19 protein-coding genes are annotated in these 16,933 nt (G+C 65.9%); 11 read left to right on the top strand and 8 right to left on the bottom strand.

Features of this window, described 5'->3' with window-relative positions:
• The first annotated feature begins 18 nt into the window (after nucleotides 1-18).
• On the top strand, nucleotides 19-684 hold the full coding sequence (locus LC083_RS06835; protein WP_226699725.1) for a YoaK family protein: 666 nt from the start codon (nucleotides 19-21) through the stop codon (nucleotides 682-684).
• Between the two features lie 27 nt (nucleotides 685-711).
• Nucleotides 712-1,224 (top strand): DUF1993 domain-containing protein, encoded by a 513-nt coding sequence (locus LC083_RS06830; RefSeq protein ID WP_226699724.1) that lies wholly within the window; start codon nucleotides 712-714, stop codon nucleotides 1,222-1,224.
• Here LC083_RS06830 and LC083_RS06825 read toward each other — a convergent pair.
• The 6 genes from LC083_RS06825 to LC083_RS06800 are packed head-to-tail and all read right to left on the bottom strand — an operon-like array spanning nucleotide 1,221 to nucleotide 5,741.
• Nucleotides 1,221-1,502, bottom strand: a complete 282-nt coding sequence (locus LC083_RS06825; protein WP_226699723.1) for a DUF167 domain-containing protein — start codon at nucleotides 1,500-1,502, stop codon at nucleotides 1,221-1,223. The two genes, LC083_RS06830 and LC083_RS06825, sit on opposite strands and share 4 nt — an antisense overlap.
• Nucleotides 1,483-2,049 carry a gamma carbonic anhydrase family protein gene (locus LC083_RS06820; protein WP_226699722.1) on the bottom strand — a complete coding sequence of 189 codons (567 nt, stop codon included), beginning with the start codon at nucleotides 2,047-2,049 and terminating at the stop codon, nucleotides 1,483-1,485. Before LC083_RS06820 ends, LC083_RS06825 begins: the two co-directional genes overlap by 20 nt.
• On the bottom strand, nucleotides 2,046-2,603 hold the full coding sequence (locus LC083_RS06815) for a GNAT family N-acetyltransferase (RefSeq protein WP_226699721.1): 558 nt from the start codon (nucleotides 2,601-2,603) through the stop codon (nucleotides 2,046-2,048). Before LC083_RS06815 ends, LC083_RS06820 begins: the two co-directional genes overlap by 4 nt.
• A complete protein-coding gene (locus LC083_RS06810) occupies nucleotides 2,596-3,144 on the bottom strand; it encodes a GNAT family N-acetyltransferase (protein ID WP_226699720.1) in 549 nt (182 codons plus the stop codon). Before LC083_RS06810 ends, LC083_RS06815 begins: the two co-directional genes overlap by 8 nt.
• Nucleotides 3,137-4,135, bottom strand: coding sequence for a porphobilinogen synthase (hemB, locus tag LC083_RS06805; RefSeq protein ID WP_226699719.1), 999 nt, complete (start codon nucleotides 4,133-4,135; stop codon nucleotides 3,137-3,139). Before hemB ends, LC083_RS06810 begins: the two co-directional genes overlap by 8 nt.
• A gap of 40 nt (nucleotides 4,136-4,175) precedes the next feature.
• Nucleotides 4,176-5,741, bottom strand: coding sequence for a peptidoglycan DD-metalloendopeptidase family protein (locus tag LC083_RS06800; protein WP_413469450.1), 1,566 nt, complete (start codon nucleotides 5,739-5,741; stop codon nucleotides 4,176-4,178).
• Nucleotides 5,742-5,970: 229 nt separating this feature from the next.
• Here LC083_RS06800 and LC083_RS06795 point away from each other — a divergent pair, with 229 nt between their 5' ends.
• The 6 genes from LC083_RS06795 (at nucleotide 5,971) to LC083_RS06770 (ending at nucleotide 11,318) form a co-directional block, all read left to right on the top strand.
• The gene (locus LC083_RS06795; RefSeq protein ID WP_226699718.1) at nucleotides 5,971-8,487 is read left to right on the top strand and encodes a helicase-related protein; all 2,517 of its coding nucleotides are present in this window, start codon (nucleotides 5,971-5,973) and stop codon (nucleotides 8,485-8,487) included.
• Between the two features lie 2 nt (nucleotides 8,488-8,489).
• Nucleotides 8,490-8,768: an RNA-binding S4 domain-containing protein gene (locus LC083_RS06790; protein WP_222554784.1), complete on the top strand. Its 279-nt coding sequence runs from the start codon at nucleotides 8,490-8,492 to the stop codon at nucleotides 8,766-8,768.
• A gap of 28 nt (nucleotides 8,769-8,796) precedes the next feature.
• Nucleotides 8,797-9,135 (top strand): ferredoxin FdxA, encoded by a 339-nt coding sequence (gene fdxA, locus LC083_RS06785; protein WP_160608625.1) that lies wholly within the window; start codon nucleotides 8,797-8,799, stop codon nucleotides 9,133-9,135.
• 322 nt (nucleotides 9,136-9,457) lie between these two features.
• Nucleotides 9,458-9,991 (top strand): CarD family transcriptional regulator, encoded by a 534-nt coding sequence (locus tag LC083_RS06780; RefSeq protein WP_006832856.1) that lies wholly within the window; start codon nucleotides 9,458-9,460, stop codon nucleotides 9,989-9,991.
• Nucleotides 9,992-10,125: 134 nt separating this feature from the next.
• Nucleotides 10,126-10,935, top strand: a complete 810-nt coding sequence (locus LC083_RS06775) for a head GIN domain-containing protein (RefSeq protein ID WP_226699717.1) — start codon at nucleotides 10,126-10,128, stop codon at nucleotides 10,933-10,935.
• Nucleotides 10,936-10,988: 53 nt separating this feature from the next.
• Nucleotides 10,989-11,318, top strand: a complete 330-nt coding sequence (locus LC083_RS06770) for a hypothetical protein (RefSeq protein ID WP_226699716.1) — start codon at nucleotides 10,989-10,991, stop codon at nucleotides 11,316-11,318.
• Here LC083_RS06770 and LC083_RS06765 read toward each other — a convergent pair.
• Nucleotides 11,315-12,250 carry an L-threonylcarbamoyladenylate synthase gene (locus LC083_RS06765; protein ID WP_226699715.1) on the bottom strand — a complete coding sequence of 312 codons (936 nt, stop codon included), beginning with the start codon at nucleotides 12,248-12,250 and terminating at the stop codon, nucleotides 11,315-11,317. The two genes, LC083_RS06770 and LC083_RS06765, sit on opposite strands and share 4 nt — an antisense overlap.
• A gap of 48 nt (nucleotides 12,251-12,298) precedes the next feature.
• Between LC083_RS06765 and LC083_RS06760 the strand changes: the two genes are divergently transcribed.
• Nucleotides 12,299-14,038, top strand: coding sequence for an acyl-CoA dehydrogenase (locus LC083_RS06760; RefSeq protein ID WP_226699714.1), 1,740 nt, complete (start codon nucleotides 12,299-12,301; stop codon nucleotides 14,036-14,038).
• 21 nt (nucleotides 14,039-14,059) lie between these two features.
• On the opposite strand, the gene LC083_RS06755 is transcribed toward LC083_RS06760, so the two are convergent.
• Entirely contained in the window at nucleotides 14,060-15,511 is a 1,452-nt protein-coding gene (locus LC083_RS06755) for a PQQ-dependent sugar dehydrogenase (RefSeq protein ID WP_226699713.1), read from the bottom strand.
• Between the two features lie 77 nt (nucleotides 15,512-15,588).
• Here LC083_RS06755 and LC083_RS06750 point away from each other — a divergent pair, with 77 nt between their 5' ends.
• Together LC083_RS06750 and LC083_RS14055 are read left to right on the top strand one after the other, a co-directional pair.
• Nucleotides 15,589-16,071: a GAF domain-containing protein gene (locus LC083_RS06750; RefSeq protein ID WP_226699712.1), complete on the top strand. Its 483-nt coding sequence runs from the start codon at nucleotides 15,589-15,591 to the stop codon at nucleotides 16,069-16,071.
• A 100-nt stretch (nucleotides 16,072-16,171) separates the two neighbouring features.
• Nucleotides 16,172-16,918 carry a glycine zipper 2TM domain-containing protein gene (locus LC083_RS14055; protein WP_319003417.1) on the top strand — a complete coding sequence of 249 codons (747 nt, stop codon included), beginning with the start codon at nucleotides 16,172-16,174 and terminating at the stop codon, nucleotides 16,916-16,918.
• Nucleotides 16,919-16,933 lie beyond the last annotated feature (15 nt).

The following is a 16,933-nucleotide window of genomic DNA, read 5'->3' as shown; positions in this document are numbered from 1 at the left end:
TCAGGGCAAGCTGTTGCCGTGCATCGCTACGACCCCGCCCGCCAGAAGCTGGCCATCGGCCTCGCCTTCCTTGCTGGTGCGGTCGACGCGACAGGGTTCCTCGCCACGGGTGGCTATTTTGCATCGTTCATGTCGGGCAATACGACAAGGCTGGGCGTGGACTTCGCCACAGCCGCGGGTACGGTCCTCTTGCCGCTGACGATCATCGGCAGTTTCATCGGGGGCGTGATCATGGGCGCAATTGTCGCCGGGCGATGGCCTGCGTGTCGCAAACGCTTGCTCTTGATGGGCGTGTCCGCACTGCTGGGCCTAGGCGCTTTGGCCCATTCAGGTGGTTACACCCTCGGCTTCCTCGTTCCGGCGGCCTGCGCGATGGGCCTCGCCAACAACGTCTTTTCCAAGGATGGCGAGGTCACGGTCGGCGTTACATATATGACGGGCGCGCTCGTGCGCTTCGGACAAGGGATTGCGGCAAGGCTGACGGGCCGGACCGCACCAAGCATGCGCGGATACGGTCTGCTGTGGCTTGCCCTGGCGATAGGTGCTTTTGGAGGAGGTTGGGTGTACGCCCACAATCAGGTCATTGCGCCGCCGCTGTTGTGCGCTCTGGCCGTCATTCTCTTCGGTGCGGCCTTTCTGATCGAACGGGCCAACCCTATTGATATGGGGTCGGCGCCGACCTAGCTGGTATGGGCCTCACGGGAGAGAACCATGTCCTATTCGTCCGCCGCAATCGCCACTTTCGGCAACATCCTCGGCACGCTCGACCATCTCGCGGCCAAGGCCCAGAAGGCGGGAGTGTCCGACGAGCGATTGGTCGAGGGCCGGCTCGCCGAGGACATGCTCCCGCTGGAATCGCAATTCCGCATCGCGGTGAACCAGGTCTACATGGCGCTCGGCCGGGTGTGGGGCATGGACATTCCGCACGAAGAGACAGCCCTTGCCAGCTTCGACGAGGTCCGCGCCATGCTGGCCAGGGCACGCGAGCATGTGGGTTCTGCCGGTGAACGCGAAGCCGCGGCGCATGACGCGGAAATCGACATGACCCTGCCCAACGGCATGCGCTTCGTGATGGCCGCGCATGAGTATTTGCGCGACTGGACGATGCCCAACTTCTACTTCCACGCCGCAACCGCCTACGCCATCCTGCGCAAGGAAGGCGTGGATCTGGGCAAGATCGATTTCGTCGGCTTCCTCGCGCGCTATGCGCGGCCTGCGGGCTAGGCCTCGACCCGAAAGAGCTTCTCGCGCGAAGTCGCGCCGCGCAACATCGCGATGCGCGACGGCGCGATGCCGAGTGCGTGGGCGAGGAGGCGGATAACGGCCTCGTTCGCCGCACCGTCCTGCGGCTTGGCGCGCACTTTCACGAGCACGCGGCCCTCCTCGATAGTGACCGCCTCGCTCCGTGCGCCGGGCGTGACCCGGACGGCGATACGCTGGCGGTCATCGAGCAGGGCGAGCAATTCGCCGGCTTCTGGAAGGTCAGCCTTTGAGCGCTTCATCGACGGCGGCAGCGTGGTGCTTCGCGTTCTCCGCATAATGGGCCGTGCCCATGCGCATGCCGGCCACGGCCATGTCGTCGAGATCGCGCATCTTGCGCGCCGGGCGACCGCCCCACAGCTCGCGCGCGCCCATGACCTTGCCTTCTGTGAGCATGGCGCCTGCTGCCAGCATGGCGTCGCTGCCGATGACGGCCTTGTTCATGGCAATCGCGCCGAGGCCGACGAAGCCGCGGTCCTCGATCCGGCAGCCGTGGACCATTGCCATGTGCCCGATCAGGACGTCGTCGCCGATGATGAGCGGCGAGCCATCGGGGTCGCCCGGGCGCGGCGGATCGCAATGGAGTACGCTGCCGTCCTGCACATTGGTCCGCTCACCAATGACGATGCGGCTCACATCGGCGCGCAGCACGCAATTGTACCAGATCGAGCTTTCCGCCCCGATCGTCACGTCCCCGATGATGGTGCAGCCGGGTGCGATGAACGCGCTCTCGTGGATGTTCGGCACCTTGCCGTGGATCGGTACGATATTGACGCCGGGCCTGGTCACTGGGCCTTCTCCCATTGGTCTCTTGTCATGCTGTAAAGGATGGTCTTGCGGTCCTCTGGCGGAAAGTTCGGGTCCTCGAAATCGAGATCCTCGCGGCGAACCATGCCGAGCTTTTCCATCAGCTTCCAGCTGGCCACGTTGAGGTCGCTCGTCAGCGCGACGACATGCGGTGCACCCACGCGCCCGAGGGCCCAGTCGACGATGGCGCGCACCGCCTCTTCGGCATAGCCCCGCCGCCAGCGGTCCTCGCGGATAAGCCAGCCGATCTCGTGATCGCCCTGGTTCTTCGCCAGCGGGTTGTCGACCAGCTTGATGCCGGCATGGCCGACCAGCTCGCCAGTGTCTTTCTCGACCAGCATCAGGAAGCTGAAGCCGCGCGTGGCGTACCACTGCATGGCCTTGGCGTGCTTCGCCTCGATCTCGTGCAGTTCCTTGGGGCCGCCCAGCCGGGCCATGACGGCCGGCGTGTTGAGCAGGCGGTATTGCTCGGCCGCATCGCTTTCTTCGATGGTGCGCAGGATCAGGCGGTCGGTTTCGGCGATGATGTCAGCCATGCCAATCGCCGCGCGCGATGGAATAGACGATGATGACAGGGTTATCCTTGTCGAAATCGGCGTTCGCGAAATCGAGATCCTCGCGCCGGCGCATGCCGAGCCGTTTCATCAGCCCCCAGCTGCCCTCGTTGCCCATGACTGTGAGCGCAACGACCTCGTCCGCGCCGAAGCGCTCGAAGGCGAGGTCGAGCGAGGCCTTGGCCGCTTCCTTCGCATAGCCCTTGCCCCAGGCATCTTCGCGCAGGCGCCAGCCAACTTCCATCATGCCGATCGGACCGCCCTGCTGGTTGCAGCGCTTGAGCCCGCAAAAGCCCAGGATTGCGCCATCGTCCTTGCGCTCGACCACCCAGAAGGTGTGACCGTGGTCGCGGGTGTAGGACAGCAGGCGGTCCTGTGCGCCCTGCCGCTTGGCATCGTCGGCAACGCCGCCCAACCAGCGCATGACTGCAGGCGTGTTGGTGGCGGCCCAGAACGGCCCCCAGTCCTCATCGCGCCAGTCGCGCAGGACCAGCCGGTCGGTCTCGTGCCGGAACTCAGCCATTCAGCAGTCGGGCTGCCAGCGGTGCATGGTAGGTCAGCACGCCCGAACAGCCCGCGCGCTTGAAGGCGACCAGCTTTTCCATGAGCAGCGCCTCGCGATCACCGACACCGGCTGCCGCGCCTGCTTCGATCAGCGCGTATTCACCGCTGACCTGGTAGGCAAAGACGGGCACGCCGAACTGCTGTTTGGCGCGCCAGATCACGTCGAGATAGGCAAGGCCCGGCTTGACCATGATGCTGTCAGCACCTTCGGCGATGTCGAGCGCGATTTCTCGCAGGGCCTCGTCGCCGTTCGCCGGATCCATCTGGTAGCTCTTCTTGTCGCCCTTCAGCAGGCCGCCGGACCCCACGGCGTCACGGAACGGGCCGTAGAAAGCCGAGGCGTATTTAGCCGCGTAGCTCATGATCTGGACGTTGGGATGCCCGTTCATTTCCAGCGCCATGCGGATCGCCTTCACGCGGCCGTCCATCATGTCGGACGGCGCGACGATGTCGGCCCCGGCTTCGGCCTGCGTGACCGCCTGGTCGACCAGCACCGCGACAGTTTCGTCGTTGAGGACATAGCCATTCGCATCGATCAGCCCGTCCTGCCCGTGGCTGGTATAGGGGTCGAGCGCGACATCGGTGAGGATACCGATATCCCCGCCGCAGGCATCGCGCACCGCCTTGATCGCACGGCACATGAGATTATCCGGGTTGAGCGCTTCGGCCCCGTCGTCGCTACGCTTGCCCTGCGGCGTGTTCGGGAACAGCGCGATGCAGGGAATGCCGAGATCGGCCGCTTCCCGCGCGCGCCTGGCGATACCGTCGATCGACCAGCGCGAGACGCCCGGCAGGCTGGCGACGGGCTCTTCCACCCCCGTGCCTTCGGTGACGAAGAGCGGCCAGATGAGATCGGCCGGGGTCAGCACCGTTTCGCGGTGCATCCTGCGGCTCCAGTCGTGGGCGCGCGTGCGGCGCATCCGCGTGGCGGGATAGGAAGCGTTGGTCATGATGCGCACCGTCTGCCGCAATCGCGGCGACGGCGCAATGTCAGCCGACCGTCTTGGGCGCGTCGAGCTTGTCGATTTCGCGCAAGGGCGTTTCGCTGGCGATTTCCTCGGCCGTGGGCGCGAGGTCTTCGAGCGCGGCGCCTGCCTCCACCGTCTTGATCCGGCGCAGCGTTTCGCGGAAGCGCTGCAGCTCGGCTCCCGACAGCTGGGCGCGGGTCACGAACTTGACCGAGGCCGGGTTCACCGCGCGGCCGCTGCGGTACATTTCGTAGTGGAGGTGCGCGCCGGTCGACAAGCCGGTCGAGCCGACATAGCCGATGACCTGTCCCCGGCGCACCGATTGCCCGCGGTTCACCGCGATGCGGCTCATGTGGCAGTAACGCGTGTCGATCCCGCCTGCATGGCGCAGGCGCACCGCATTGCCGCAGCCGCCCATACGGCCCGCACCGGTCACCTGCCCGTCGGTCACGGCGACGATCGGCGTGCCGTGGCCGGCCTTGAAGTCGACTCCCGAATGCATGCGCCGATAGCCGAGGATCGGGTGACGCCGCATGCCGAAGCTGGAGGACATCCGCCCGGGCACCGGCGCGACGAGGCCGCCGCGCTCCTCGCCCACGCCCGAAGCTTCGTAGAACTGGCCGTCCTTGCCCCAGCGCATCAGCTGGATCGGCGTGCGCGAGCCGCGTTCGAGCCCTGCGAAGATCAACTGGCCCGCCTGCCGCTCGCCCGTGGCGGCTCGGCGATGCGAGACGATGATGTCGAAGCTGTCGGTGGCGCGCACGTCGCGTTCGAGATTCACCTGCTGCGACAGAGCCTTGAGATAGGCCTGGATCGCGCTCGACGGTGCACCGGCCGCGCGGGCGGAGCGGTAGAGGCTGTCGCCCACCGTGCCGCGGATGCGCAGCGGCGTGTCGTCGACGCGGATGGCCTTCTTCGCCAGCGTCAGTTCCGCTCCCGGATCGAGGCGCGAGACCGACAGTTCGAGGTCGAACCGCGCGCGGAACGTGAGGTCTTCGAGCGGGCGCGATACGCCCGGTGCAGGCCGGCGGCCCAAGGTGATGTCGATCTGCGTACCCGGTTCGAGCTCGCCGAGCGGGATGGCACCCTGTACCATGGACAGCACTTGGCGCGCCTCGTCACGGCCTACCCCTGCGCGCAGCAGCGTGCGCTCGAAACTGTCGGGCGAGGATAGCGTGGCGAGCATCTGCAGCTGCGGCCGCTCGGGCGCTTCGGCCAGCGGTCGCACGAGGTTGCTCGGGCCCATGCGGCGACCGGTATCGGCGCCCAGCGCCAGTGGCAGGATCGCCTGACTGTGGTATTCGTCGAGAACCGGCTTGTCGTCGGGCAGCGGCGATGCCGCCTCGAGCGGAGCGAAGTCGGGCCAGAAAGCCAGCGCGACCACCGACAGGCCGACGAATGTGCCAAGGCCGCGGAACCAGCGCTTGGAGCCGATGTCGGCGCCGAGATCCGGTGCAATATCGAGCGTCTCGATCCGCGCGAACAGCTGGTCGCGCAGCGTGCCGAGCGAAAAACGGGAGGCGGAAGACGTCGCCTGCGCGCCGGGCATGGCGATTGCGGCCGCCCCTGCGGAGCCGCCAGCAAGCATCGATACCGATTGCGGTTCCTCGTCCTTGTCGGACTCGTACACCTGAAACCCTCCGTCGCGAGCGCGTATCAGCGCCCAGCCCGTGCATTCGTAAAGCGACCTAATCCATGGCGGAATCAAGGTAAAGATCGCCTTAACCGCGACGTCTTTTCGTCGGGAATGCGGTCAATTGCGCGTATCGGGCGACGGGCAGTTGCGCATGGCGGGGGGCGCTGCCACCTAGTCGGGTGTGAACGACGCCCCGATCAAGGCGGTCCTCGGGCCCACCAATACCGGCAAGACCCACCTCGCCATCGAGCGCATGTGCGCGCATTCGAGCGGTGCGATCGGTTTCCCGCTGCGCCTGCTCGCGCGCGAGGTCTACGACAGGGTCGTGGCGATAAAGGGCGAGAAATCGGTCGCGCTCATCACTGGCGAACAGCGGATCGAGCCGCCCGGCGCACGCTATCTGTGCTGCACGGTCGAAGCGATGCCGCGCGATGCGGGCGAGCGGGCCTTCGTCGCGCTGGACGAGGCGCAATTGTCCGCCGACCGCGAGCGGGGGCACGTTTTCACAGACCGCCTGCTCAATGCGCGCGGGCGCGAGGAAACGATGATCCTCGGCGCGGCCACGTTGGAGCCGATGGTCCGGGCGCTGGTGCCCAAGGCGGAAATCTCCGCCAGGCCGCGCTTTTCCACGCTTACCCATATCGGCCCGCGCAAGCTTTCGCGCCTGCCGCCGCGCAGCGCCGTCGTCGCGTTCAGTTCCGAAGCGGTCTACGCGGTTGCCGAGATGCTGCGCCGCTTTCGCGGCGGCGCCGCGGTGGTCATGGGTGCGCTTTCACCGGAAACACGCAACAAGCAGGTCGAATTGTTCCAGAATGGTGAGGTGGACTACATCGTCGCCACCGACGCCATCGGCATGGGCCTCAACCTCGACGTGAACCATGTCGCCTTTGCCGGCCTCACCAAGTTCGACGGGGTGCGCATGCGGCGGCTGCATCCCGCAGAGATGGCGCAGATCGCCGGGCGCGCCGGGCGCCACCAGCGCGACGGCACTTTCGGCACGCTTGCCGGGGCGGGCGGCAAGTTCGGCCCCTCGCCCGAATTCACCGAGGAAGAGATCTACGCGATCGAGGAGCACCGTTTCGCCCCGATCACCAAGCTGTTCTGGCGAGAGGCGGAGCCGCGGTTCGATTCGCTCGCGGCGCTTATCGCCGATCTCGAGACGTCTCCATCGCACGAGGCCTTGCGGCTTGCGCCCGAAGCGATCGACCTCGCCACGCTGAAACGGCTGGCCGAGGAGCCCTTTGCCGCCACGATCCGCGGGCACGGCAAGGTGAGGCGCTTCTGGGAGGCCTGTTCGCTGCCCGATTTCCGCCAGCGCGGGCCCGACGTGCATGCCCGCTTCGTCGCACGGCTGTGGCAGGATCTGCAGGAGGGCTATATCGGCGCGGACTACGTTGCCGCGCGGATCTCGGAACTCGACAATACGAGCGGCGACATCGATACGCTCCAGGGGCGGATCGCCGCGATTCGCAGCTGGGCCTATATCTGCCAGCGTCCCGACTGGGTGCTGGCGCGTGACGAAATGGCGTCACGGGCAAGAGGCGTGGAAGCAAAACTGTCGGACGCGCTCCATGCGCGGCTGACCGAAAGATTCGTGAACCGGAGGACGGCAATCCTGATGAAATCGCTGGGACAGGACGCGGGGCTGCTCCCCATCGCGCTGGACGCAGAAGGCGTACTGCGCGTCGAGGACGAAGCGCTCGGCCATGTGGACGGGTTCCGCTTCGTCGTCGACCAGGCCGCCAACCATGCCGACCGCAAGATGTTGCTGGCCGCAGCGGAGAAGGCCCTGCCGCGCATTCTGGGCAAACGCGCCGAAGCGCTCGCCGCCTCCGATATGGCGGACGTGGAATTGTCGCGCGGGGCGATCCGGTGGAAGGGCCACATGCTGGCCAAGCTCAATCCGCGAGACGGACAGTTGAAGCCGGAGCTCGAGCCTGCCCGCGAACTCGCGACCTTGCCCGAGGCATCGCGCAAGGCGCTGATGGCCGCGCTCGGCACCTGGCTGGACAGCAAGCTCGAACCGCTCGAACCGCTGCACCGGATGCATGTTGCCGCGACCAATCCCGATGCCGGGTCGCAGGCGCGCGCGCTGCTGCTCAACCTCATCGCCGGGCACGGCTTCGTTACGCGCGAGCAGGCAGGGCTCGAACACCTGCCGAAGGAAATGCGCCCCTTCCTGCGCAAGATCGGCGTGACCTTCGGCGCGCTCGACATCTATTCGCCGCTGCTGCTCAAGCCCGCCCCGCGCCAGCTGCTCGCAGCACTCGGCATCGACCGGCGTCCGCTTCAGGACGCGATGCTGCCGGTCATCCCGGATGAGAAGAAGCTGCCCTCGGGCTATCGCCATGCCGGGACGCAGGCGATCCGGCTGGACCTGGCGGAAAAGATTTTCCGCGCCGCGCATGATGCGCGGACCAAGGCTGGCGGCAAGCGGCGCTTCGTGCTCGACCTTGCCCTGCCCATCTCGATCGGGCTGGAGGAAAAGAATGCCGAGCGCCTGCTGGGCCAGGCAGGCTTTCGCGTCCAGCGCGCCCGCCCCCTGGCCGAAGGCGCCTTCGGGCCGCCGCGTCCCGACCAGTGGGAATGGCGCCCCGCGGCACGGCGCAAGCAGAACCGGCGCCCCGCGCCCGCACCGGCGAAACCGCGCGAAGGCAGTGCTTTTGCCGGCCTTGCCGACCTCATGAAACACGGCTGAGAGTGCGGATCGACCGCCTGCTGTGCTTCCTGCGCTTCGTGCGCACACGAAGCGCGGCTCAAAGGCTGGTCGAAGAGGGACACATCCGCCGTAATGGCGAGCGCGTGACCCGCGCCAGCCGGGACATTGCCATCGGTGATGTGCTCACTCTCCCGCTGGGGAACGCGGTGCGCCTGATCGAGGTTGTGGAGTTGCCGACGCGCCGCGGTCCGCCGCGCGAAGCAGCGGCCTGCTATCGCGAACTTGACCCGGGCGGGCAAAGCGGAATAGCAGCACCTTAGCCATAGCGAGACAGGGAATTATCGCACCATGACCTACGTCGTCACCGACGCCTGCATCAAATGCAAATACACCGATTGCGTCGAGGTCTGTCCCGTCGACTGTTTCTACGAGGGCGAGAACATGCTCGTCATCAACCCGTCGGAATGCATCGACTGTGGCGTGTGCGAACCCGAATGCCCGGCCGAGGCGATCCTCCCCGATACCGAGGACAATCTCGAGAAGTGGCTCGAGCTGAACACCAAGTATTCCGCCGAATGGCCGAACATCACCCAGAAGAAGGAACCGCCGGCGGACGCCGACGATCACAAGGGTGAAGAGGACAAGTTCGACAAGTACTTCAGCACCGAACCCGGCGAAGGCGACTGATCGCCGCCGCCGCCTTCCGGCGCAGCTGCATTCCCTGCTGACTTTAGAAGCCGGCTTCCCGCGGCCGGCTGCGATGGCTCGTGCGCCATCGGAAGATTCGATTGCCCGGGCCCGAAAGCGTCAAAGACTCGCAATAATCCACAAGCTGTGCTATATAATGCAACAACTGCGCCGGTGTGCTCCCGGCCAGATGTGAGAATCGAAAGGGCCGGAAGAGCAACCAATCCGCAAGTTGACCGTTATGCCGCATGCCTCCCCCCGGGTGCGGACAGGTCTTTTTTGCCGCTTGGCCAAGCCTTCCACCCCGAGAAAGGATTGATACATGGCGAGCAAGGCTGATGCCTTCGACGTTGGCGACTACGTTGTCTATCCCAAGCACGGCGTTGGCCGTGTCATCGAACTGCAAAGCGAAGAAATCGCCGGCATGCAGCTCGACCTCTACGTGCTCCGCTTCGAGAAGGAACGCATGACGCTGCGCGTTCCGGTCAACAAGGTCGAATCGATCGGCATGCGCAAGCTGTCGTCGGACAAGACGCTCAAGGAAGCGATGGAAACCCTGAAGGGCAAGCCCAAGGTCAAGCGCACCATGTGGTCGCGCCGGGCCCAGGAATATGAAGCGAAGATCAATTCGGGCGAAATCGTCCTGATCGCCGAAGTGACCCGCGACCTGTTCCGCCCGGACGACCAGCCGGAACAGAGCTATTCGGAACGCCAGATCTTCGAAGCGGCGTCGAGCCGTCTCGCCCGCGAACTCGCGGCGATGGAGAAGACCGACGAAGCGACCGCGCTCGAGAAGATCCTCGACGTGCTGCGCGAACATGCGCCGCAATATTACGAGAACACCGAAGAGGCCTGATCGGCCAAGGCCATTGCTGCTTCGACGAAGGGGCCGCTCCGCAAGGGGCGGCCCTTTTCGTATGGGTTGAACCCACCCTCTCGCTGTATTATATCGCCAATACGGACTAGCGGGACAGGCAGAGGGAAGGCCGCATGATGATTACCAGGATTCTCAAGGGACTCGCTCCGTTCGCAGCACTGGCGGCGGGCGCACTCGTTGCAGGTTGCGACGGGGTCAACATCCAGATCGGCGATGGCGAAGGCGTGCCGCTGGCGGAACTCGACACGAGCGGAGCCGCGCCGACCGAAATCGTCCTTGCCGCCCCCGACAACGTGATTGTCACTCACGGCGCAGCACTCGACATCGACGTAACCGGCGACCAGGCGGCCGTGGACGCCATGCGTTTCCACATCGAAAAGGACGCGCTGGCGATCTCGCGCGCCAAGGACAGCGGCAAGGATCTCGGCCGCGCCACCGTGCGGGTCACCATGCCCAGCCTCAAGGCCATGGTCCTGGCCGGTTCGGGCACGATCGAGGCCGATCGCATGGACGAGAACGCAGACGTCACGGTAGCCGGATCGGGTTCGGTCAAGGTCGCGAAAATGGACGTCAGCAGCCTCGACGTGACTATCGCCGGCTCGGGCGATTTCGAGGCGACCGGCAGTACGGACAAGCTCGACCTGACCGTGGCCGGCTCTGGCAGCAGCAAGATGGGCGGCCTCAAGGCCGGCTCCGCCGATATCTCGGTGGTCGGATCGGGCGATGCGGAATTCGATTCCGACGGCACGGTCGATGCCAGCATTGTCGGCGCAGGCAGTGTGACCGTGAACGGCAATGCGACCTGCACCGTATCGTCGGTCGGATCGGGCAAGCTGACCTGCAAGGGCGGCACCACCAAGGCCAAGGCCGAGGCACCCGAACCGCCGGCAGCTCCGGAAGCACCGGAGGCTCCGGAAGCCTAATTCATCGCCTGATAAGGGAAATTCGGCTAGGCGGCGCAGTGAAAGGAATTTCGATGCGCCGCCTGGCCTTTTTTGTGCTCCCCTTCGCCGCCATGGGAACCAGCGCCTGCGTCGGCACGCTCGTCGACGTCGCGACTGCGCCGGTCCGAGTCGTCAGCAAGGGCGTGGACCTTGCCACGACCAGCCAGTCGGAGGCGGACGAGAAGCGCGGCCGGGAAATCCGTAGGCGCGAGGAGCAGCTGGCCAAGCTCGAACGCCAGTACGAGAAGCAGCTCGACGAATGCGAAAAGGGCAAACAGCGGTCCTGCAGCAATGCGCGCGACACCTATGCCCAGATGCAGCAGATCCTGCCCACCATCCCGGTCGAGCCCGAAGACGATTAGTCCGAAGGCGTCGCCGCCCTTCTCAGGCGGTCGTTGATGGCAATGCCCACCCCATCGTGGGGAACCGCTGCAACCGCGATGCGCGGCTTATACGACCGTGCGCCTTCGTGAAGACAGGCATAAAGGCGTGACGCCGCCTCGATCAGGTCGCCATTTGCCGAAAGCGTGCAATCGCCCGCAATTGCGCCGAAACCGATCAGGAATTCGTCCGGCTGTGCGTCCACAGCCTCCAGACGAACGGGCTTGCCGGGTGCATAATGACTCGCCAGTTGGCCCGGCGCCTCGATACCGCCGCCGTCCGCGGAAGAGTCGCGCGGCGCGACTTTGACCGGGCCGGGTCGCAGTTCTTCAAGAACGCCGTCCTCGCGCACTGCCACGATGGTCGATTCGAGTCCGGCACGACATTCGCCTCCATCGAGCACCGCATCGATCCGCCCGTCGAGCGACGCAAGCACATGGGCCGCGCTGGTCGGGCTGATGAAGCCGCTGCGGTTGGCCGAAGGTGCGGCAATCGGCGCCCCGGCCTGCTGCAACACCCCGCGCATGACAGGGTGATCGGGCATGCGCAGCGCAATCGTAGGGAGGCGGGCGCTGACTGCCGCCGCAAGTCCCGCATCCTCGCGGCGCGGAAGCACAAGTGTCATGGGCCCGGGCCAGTGCTCTTCTGCCAAGGCCTCCGCCACGGCGCTGAAGTGCGCCAGCCTCCTTGCCTGTTCGATAGTCGAGACATGGACGATCAGTGGATTGAAGCTGGGGCGCCCTTTCGCCTCGTAGATCCGCGCCACCGCCGCGTCGCAGTCGGCCCGTGCAGCAAGACCATAAACCGTCTCTGTCGGAACGGCGACAAGGCCGCCCTCGCGCAGAATCGCAGCCGCGCGGGCGATGCCACCTTCGTCGGCCTGAAGCGTTTCCGTAGCGTATTTGCCGCCCATGCCCGCGCGCTATATCTGACGCTGCAGAAAGCCAAGAGGAATGCACCCGTGACTTACACTCCAGCCACCCAGGACCAGCTGCTCGCCATCCGCGTCAATGCCGGGATCGAGGAACTGGCGAGAACGGAAAAATTCGCCGCTGCCGAGCCCGACATGGTCGAGGCCATCGTCGAGGGCGTGGGCCAGTTTGCCGCCGGCGAGTTCGCGCCGCTCAACCGCGTGGGCGATCTGGAAGGAGCGAAGCTGGAGAACGGCGTCGTGCGTCTGCCCGAGGGCTATGCCGAAGCCTACGAAGCCTATGTCGAGCAGGGCTGGAACGCGATTGCCTCGCCTGCGGAATTCGGCGGACAGGGCCTGCCCTTCACGCTTGCCTGCAACGTGCTCGAGAACCTCGGCACGGCGAACATGGCGTTCAACCTGCTCCCGATGCTCAGCGTGGGCGCGATCGAGGCGCTGGAGCATCACGGTTCGGAGGACCTGCAGCACAAGTACCTGCCGAAGCTGGTGAGCGGCGAATGGTCGGGCACGATGAACCTGACCGAACCGCAGGCCGGCAGCGATGTCGGCGCGCTGCGCGCGACCGCCATGCCGATCGAAGAAGGCGAGCATTCGGGCAAGTACCGGATCAAGGGCCAGAAGATCTACATCACCTGGGGCGAGCACGAGCTGTCGAAGAACATCATCCACCTCGTCCTTGCGCGCCTGCCCGACGCGCCCGAGGGCAGCCGCGGCATCTCGCTTTTTGTCGTGCCGAAATATCACGTGAATTCAGATGGTTCGCTCGGTCCACGCAACGATGTGCGCTGCGTCAGCCTCGAACACAAGCTCGGCATCAACGCCTCGCCCACCTGCGTCATGAGCTATGGCGACAATGACGAGTGCATCGGTGAACTGGTCGGCGCGCCCAACCGCGGCCTCGCGGCCATGTTCACGATGATGAACAACGCGCGCATCAATGTCGGCAACCAGGGCGTCCAGATCGGGGAGCGCGCGACGCAGCAGGCGCTCGGCTATGCGCGGGACCGCGTGCAGTCGGCCCGCGCAGGCTCGCCCGACAAGAACCCCGTGGCCATCGTCGAACATCCCGACGTGCGCCGCATGCTCCTGCGCATGAAGGCACTGACCGAAGGTGCGCGCGCGTTGCTCTATTACACCGCCGGACAAGTCGATCGCGGTGTGCTGGGCGATGAAGCCGCCAGGGCGCGCGGCGAGGTCCTGACCCCGCTGATCAAGGCATGGGGCACCGATATCGGAACCGAGGTCGCGAGCCTCGGGATCCAGGTCCACGGCGGCATGGGCTTCGTCGAGGAAACCGGCGCGGCCCAGCACTGGCGCGATTCGCGCATCGCCCCGATCTACGAGGGTACCAACGGCATCCAGGCCGCCGATCTCGTCACCCGCAAGCTTGGACTCGACGGCGGACAGTCGCTGGTATCGCTGACAGAGGACATCGCGCGCGATTGCGCCGACGAACCGGCGCTGGCAGCCCTCGCCAAGGATTGCGCTGCCGTCGCCGCTTGGATGAGCGATGAAGCCAGCCTCGACGACCGTCTGGCCGGCAGCGTTCCCTTCACCACCATGCTCGCCGTGTCGGTCGCAGGCTGGCAGCTGGTGCGCCAGCTTCGCGCGGTGGAAGCGGGCGCTGCGCCGTCGCTTGCCGTCACGAAGCCTGCAAGCGTGCGTTTCTTCCTCGACCGGATCGTGCCGGAGGCTGCGGGCCTGCGAACGTCGGCCATGGCAGGCGCCGAAGCGCTCTACGCGATCGACACCGAAGCCCTGCTCGGCTGACGCAAGTCGCGCGGCGCAACTTTAGTCGGCGGTCACCTGCCGCGCATAATCGTCGCGCCCGAATGTCGCCTCCTGCCCGCGGAGTTCGCGCTGGGGCGGCAAGCGGCGGCCGGTAACCCGCTCGATCGCAGCCTGCGGCTTCGCGCCGGGCGCGCTGACACGCCAGATGATGCCGGCGGTATCGTCGCTGACGAGGAGCGAGCCGTCGCCAGCCCATTCGACCCAGGTCGGCCGCCCGCGCGTCGTGCCGTCACCGGTCAGGAAGCCGCCAAGGACCTCGACTGGTTGTCCGGTCGGATTGCCGCGATCGTCGAAGGCGACATAGACCACGTCATAGCCCGAAGGCGGCTTGCGGTTCCACGAACCGTGGCGCGCGATGAAAGCGCCGCTCGAGAACTTGTCGCCCAGCGCAGCCCCTTCGCGGCTGAATACGAGGCCCAGCGCAGCCACGTGCGGTCCGAGTGAATATTCGGGGGTGCGCACGTAGTTGATGTAGCTCGGATAGGGGTATTTCACCCGGCGGTCGAAATTGTCGCCGAAATAGACCCAGGGCCAGCCGTACTGGGCGCCGACGGGTACATTGGTGAGGTAGTCGGGCACGAGGTCGGAGCCGAGCATGTCGCGCTCGTTCACGGTGGTCCAGAGTTCGCCGGACCACGGGCTGAAATCGAGGCCGTTGGCATTGCGGAGGCCGCCTGCAAAGACGCGGCGCCTGCCGGTCTCGAGGTTCACTTCCCAGATCAGCGCGCGGCCTTCTTCGGCCTCCATGCCCTTGTCGGCGATGTTCGTATCGGAACCGACTGCGATGTAGAGGCGGTCGCCTTCGGGGTGGAGCGCAAGGTTGCGCATCCAGTGCCCGCCGGCCGGCGCCAGATCGGTTATCTTGCGCGGGTCGCCGGACACGCCGTCAGCACCCAGATTATAAGGATAGGCCAGGACCTCGTCGTGATTGGCGACGTAGAGCGTGCCGTCGCCCCATGCGAGGCCCGAAGGCGAATCGAGCCCGTCGAGCAGCACCTTGCGCGTTTCGGCAACACCGTCGCCGTCGCCATCGCGCAGCAGGACGACCTGGTTGGGCGATTCGCCGCCGGCACCGGCGCGGCTCATCAGCAAGTCCGCAATCCATGCGGTAATCCCGCCCTCGTCCTTGGCCGGAGCGCGGGTTAGCGACACGAGGATATCGCCATTGGGCAGCGCCTGCACCGTGCGCGGGTGCTCCAGCCCCTCGGCGAAGCGGTTTACGGCCAGACCTTCTGCAGCATCCGGCGCTTCGCCCTCTGCCCAGCCCACCGGCTCGGCGATGGCGACTGTCGGGAATGTTTCCGCATCGGGTTCGTCAAGACGCGGATCGGTGCCGACCACCTCGTCGAACGGAATATCGGCCGTATCCCCGCGCGAGAGGAAATAGAACGCGATGGCAAGGATCGCGACGATGACGAGAAGGGCGATGCCCAGCTTCTTGAGAATGCTCATGATGCAGGCGATACGACAGGCCCGCCGCGCTCGCAACGCCCCTTGCAAGCGCGGCTCTTTCGCCTAGATCGCTCGGTATGTTCGATTTCCGCCCCGCCCCGGATTGCCCCAAGCCCGAAGCCTATCGCCAGCTGGTCGATGCCGCCGACGCGTTGACGTCGAGCGAGGCCGACGTAGTGGCGAACATGGCCAATATCGCTGCCCTGCTGTGGGATTTCCTGCCCGACCTCAACTGGGCGGGTTTCTACCGCATGGTGGACGGTGAGCTGGTACTCGGCCCCTTCGTGGGCCGCCCGGCCTGCATCCGCATCCCGCTGGGCAGCGGCGTATGCGGGGCCGCGGCACAAAACGGCGAAACGCAGCTGGTCGAGGATGTCCACGCCTTCCCCGGACACATTGCCTGCGATGCGATCACGAATTCGGAACTCGTCGTACCGGTCATGCGTGGCGGCGAGGTTATCGCCGTCATCGATCTCGATAGCCCGTCGAAGGCCCGCTTCGACCAGGATGACCGCGCGGGAATCGAGCGCTTGGCGGAAATCCTCGCCAACCGGATCTGATTCTGCCCCGAAAGGGGACGCAGGTGCAGCTTTTTTGCCGGTCTTGCGTGCGGGTGATAGTTTCGCCTGAAATCGCCAATCCCCGCGTGGAGCGCCCGTCATGAACCGTACCGCCCTTGCCCTTGCCGGCCTTGCAGCCATTTCCGGCGCTCCTGCCCTCGCACAGGAAGCCAAGCCGGCCGAAAGAGTCATCGAGATCGAGGAGCGGGTCATGCTGCCCGCCGAAGCCGTCACCCCCCAGGGCGAACCGGTCGTTATCGAGCGGATCATCATCCGCCGCGATCCGGCGCAGGCAGGCGCCGACTGGGTGCAGCAGGACGGGACCGTCCACCGGTTCCACTCCATGCCTGCAAATACCGTACGCTCAATGACTTATGTTCCATCTGGCGGTGCCGGCGCCTTCCCGGTTCCGCCAGGTGGACGCATCGTCCAGTTCGATCGCGCCGCCTGGCTTGCCGAGTGCCGCGACCGGCTCTCGACCTATGAAGACGACAAGCGCGGCGAAGTTATCGGTGCGCTGGCAGGCGCTGCATTGGGCGGCGTCCTCGGCAACCGCATCGCGGGTCGCGGAAATCGCACGCTCGGCACCGTCGCCGGAGTGGTCGCAGGCGGGCTGGCCGGCGCAGCTATCGGCGATGCAGTGGAGGGCGATGCGCAACCTTCGGCCGAGGCCTATGGCGAATGCGAGGCCTATCTCGACGATTACATGGCCAGCGCACAGTCGGGCGAGCTGCGCGGAGCCCCTGCCTATTACGGACAGGAATACATGCTCGTGCCCGTCACGGTGACCGTACCCCAAAAGGCGGTTTATCGCGAAGTCGAGGTCGAGGTCGAAACCAAGGAATAGGGCGGAACGGACGTC

This window comes from Qipengyuania gaetbuli, from assembly GCF_020524765.1.
In the GTDB taxonomy this organism is placed as follows: Bacteria; Pseudomonadota; Alphaproteobacteria; order Sphingomonadales; family Sphingomonadaceae; genus Qipengyuania; species Qipengyuania gaetbuli_A.
This window is presented reverse-complemented; position numbering and strand designations above follow the sequence as displayed.

Excerpts from the sequence above, each read along its gene's own strand:
- hemB (WP_226699719.1), bottom strand. The coding sequence starts at position 4,135 with ATGACCAACGCTTCCTATCCCGCCACGCGGATGCGCCGCACGCGCGCC.
- LC083_RS06815 (WP_226699721.1), bottom strand. The coding sequence starts at position 2,603 with ATGGCTGACATCATCGCCGAAACCGACCGCCTGATCCTGCGCACCATC.
- LC083_RS06775 (WP_226699717.1), top strand. The coding sequence starts at position 10,126 with ATGATGATTACCAGGATTCTCAAGGGACTCGCTCCGTTCGCAGCACTG.
- LC083_RS06750 (WP_226699712.1), top strand. The coding sequence starts at position 15,589 with ATGTTCGATTTCCGCCCCGCCCCGGATTGCCCCAAGCCCGAAGCCTAT.
- LC083_RS06830 (WP_226699724.1), top strand. The coding sequence starts at position 712 with ATGTCCTATTCGTCCGCCGCAATCGCCACTTTCGGCAACATCCTCGGC.
- LC083_RS06770 (WP_226699716.1), top strand. The coding sequence starts at position 10,989 with ATGCGCCGCCTGGCCTTTTTTGTGCTCCCCTTCGCCGCCATGGGAACC.
- LC083_RS06780 (WP_006832856.1), top strand. The coding sequence starts at position 9,458 with ATGGCGAGCAAGGCTGATGCCTTCGACGTTGGCGACTACGTTGTCTAT.
- LC083_RS06800 (WP_413469450.1), bottom strand. The coding sequence starts at position 5,741 with ATGCTTGCTGGCGGCTCCGCAGGGGCGGCCGCAATCGCCATGCCCGGC.
- LC083_RS06755 (WP_226699713.1), bottom strand. The coding sequence starts at position 15,511 with ATGAGCATTCTCAAGAAGCTGGGCATCGCCCTTCTCGTCATCGTCGCG.
- LC083_RS06825 (WP_226699723.1), bottom strand. The coding sequence starts at position 1,502 with ATGAAGCGCTCAAAGGCTGACCTTCCAGAAGCCGGCGAATTGCTCGCC.
- fdxA (WP_160608625.1), top strand. The coding sequence starts at position 8,797 with ATGACCTACGTCGTCACCGACGCCTGCATCAAATGCAAATACACCGAT.
- LC083_RS14055 (WP_319003417.1), top strand. The coding sequence starts at position 16,172 with ATGAACCGTACCGCCCTTGCCCTTGCCGGCCTTGCAGCCATTTCCGGC.
- LC083_RS06810 (WP_226699720.1), bottom strand. The coding sequence starts at position 3,144 with ATGGCTGAGTTCCGGCACGAGACCGACCGGCTGGTCCTGCGCGACTGG.
- LC083_RS06765 (WP_226699715.1), bottom strand. The coding sequence starts at position 12,250 with ATGGGCGGCAAATACGCTACGGAAACGCTTCAGGCCGACGAAGGTGGC.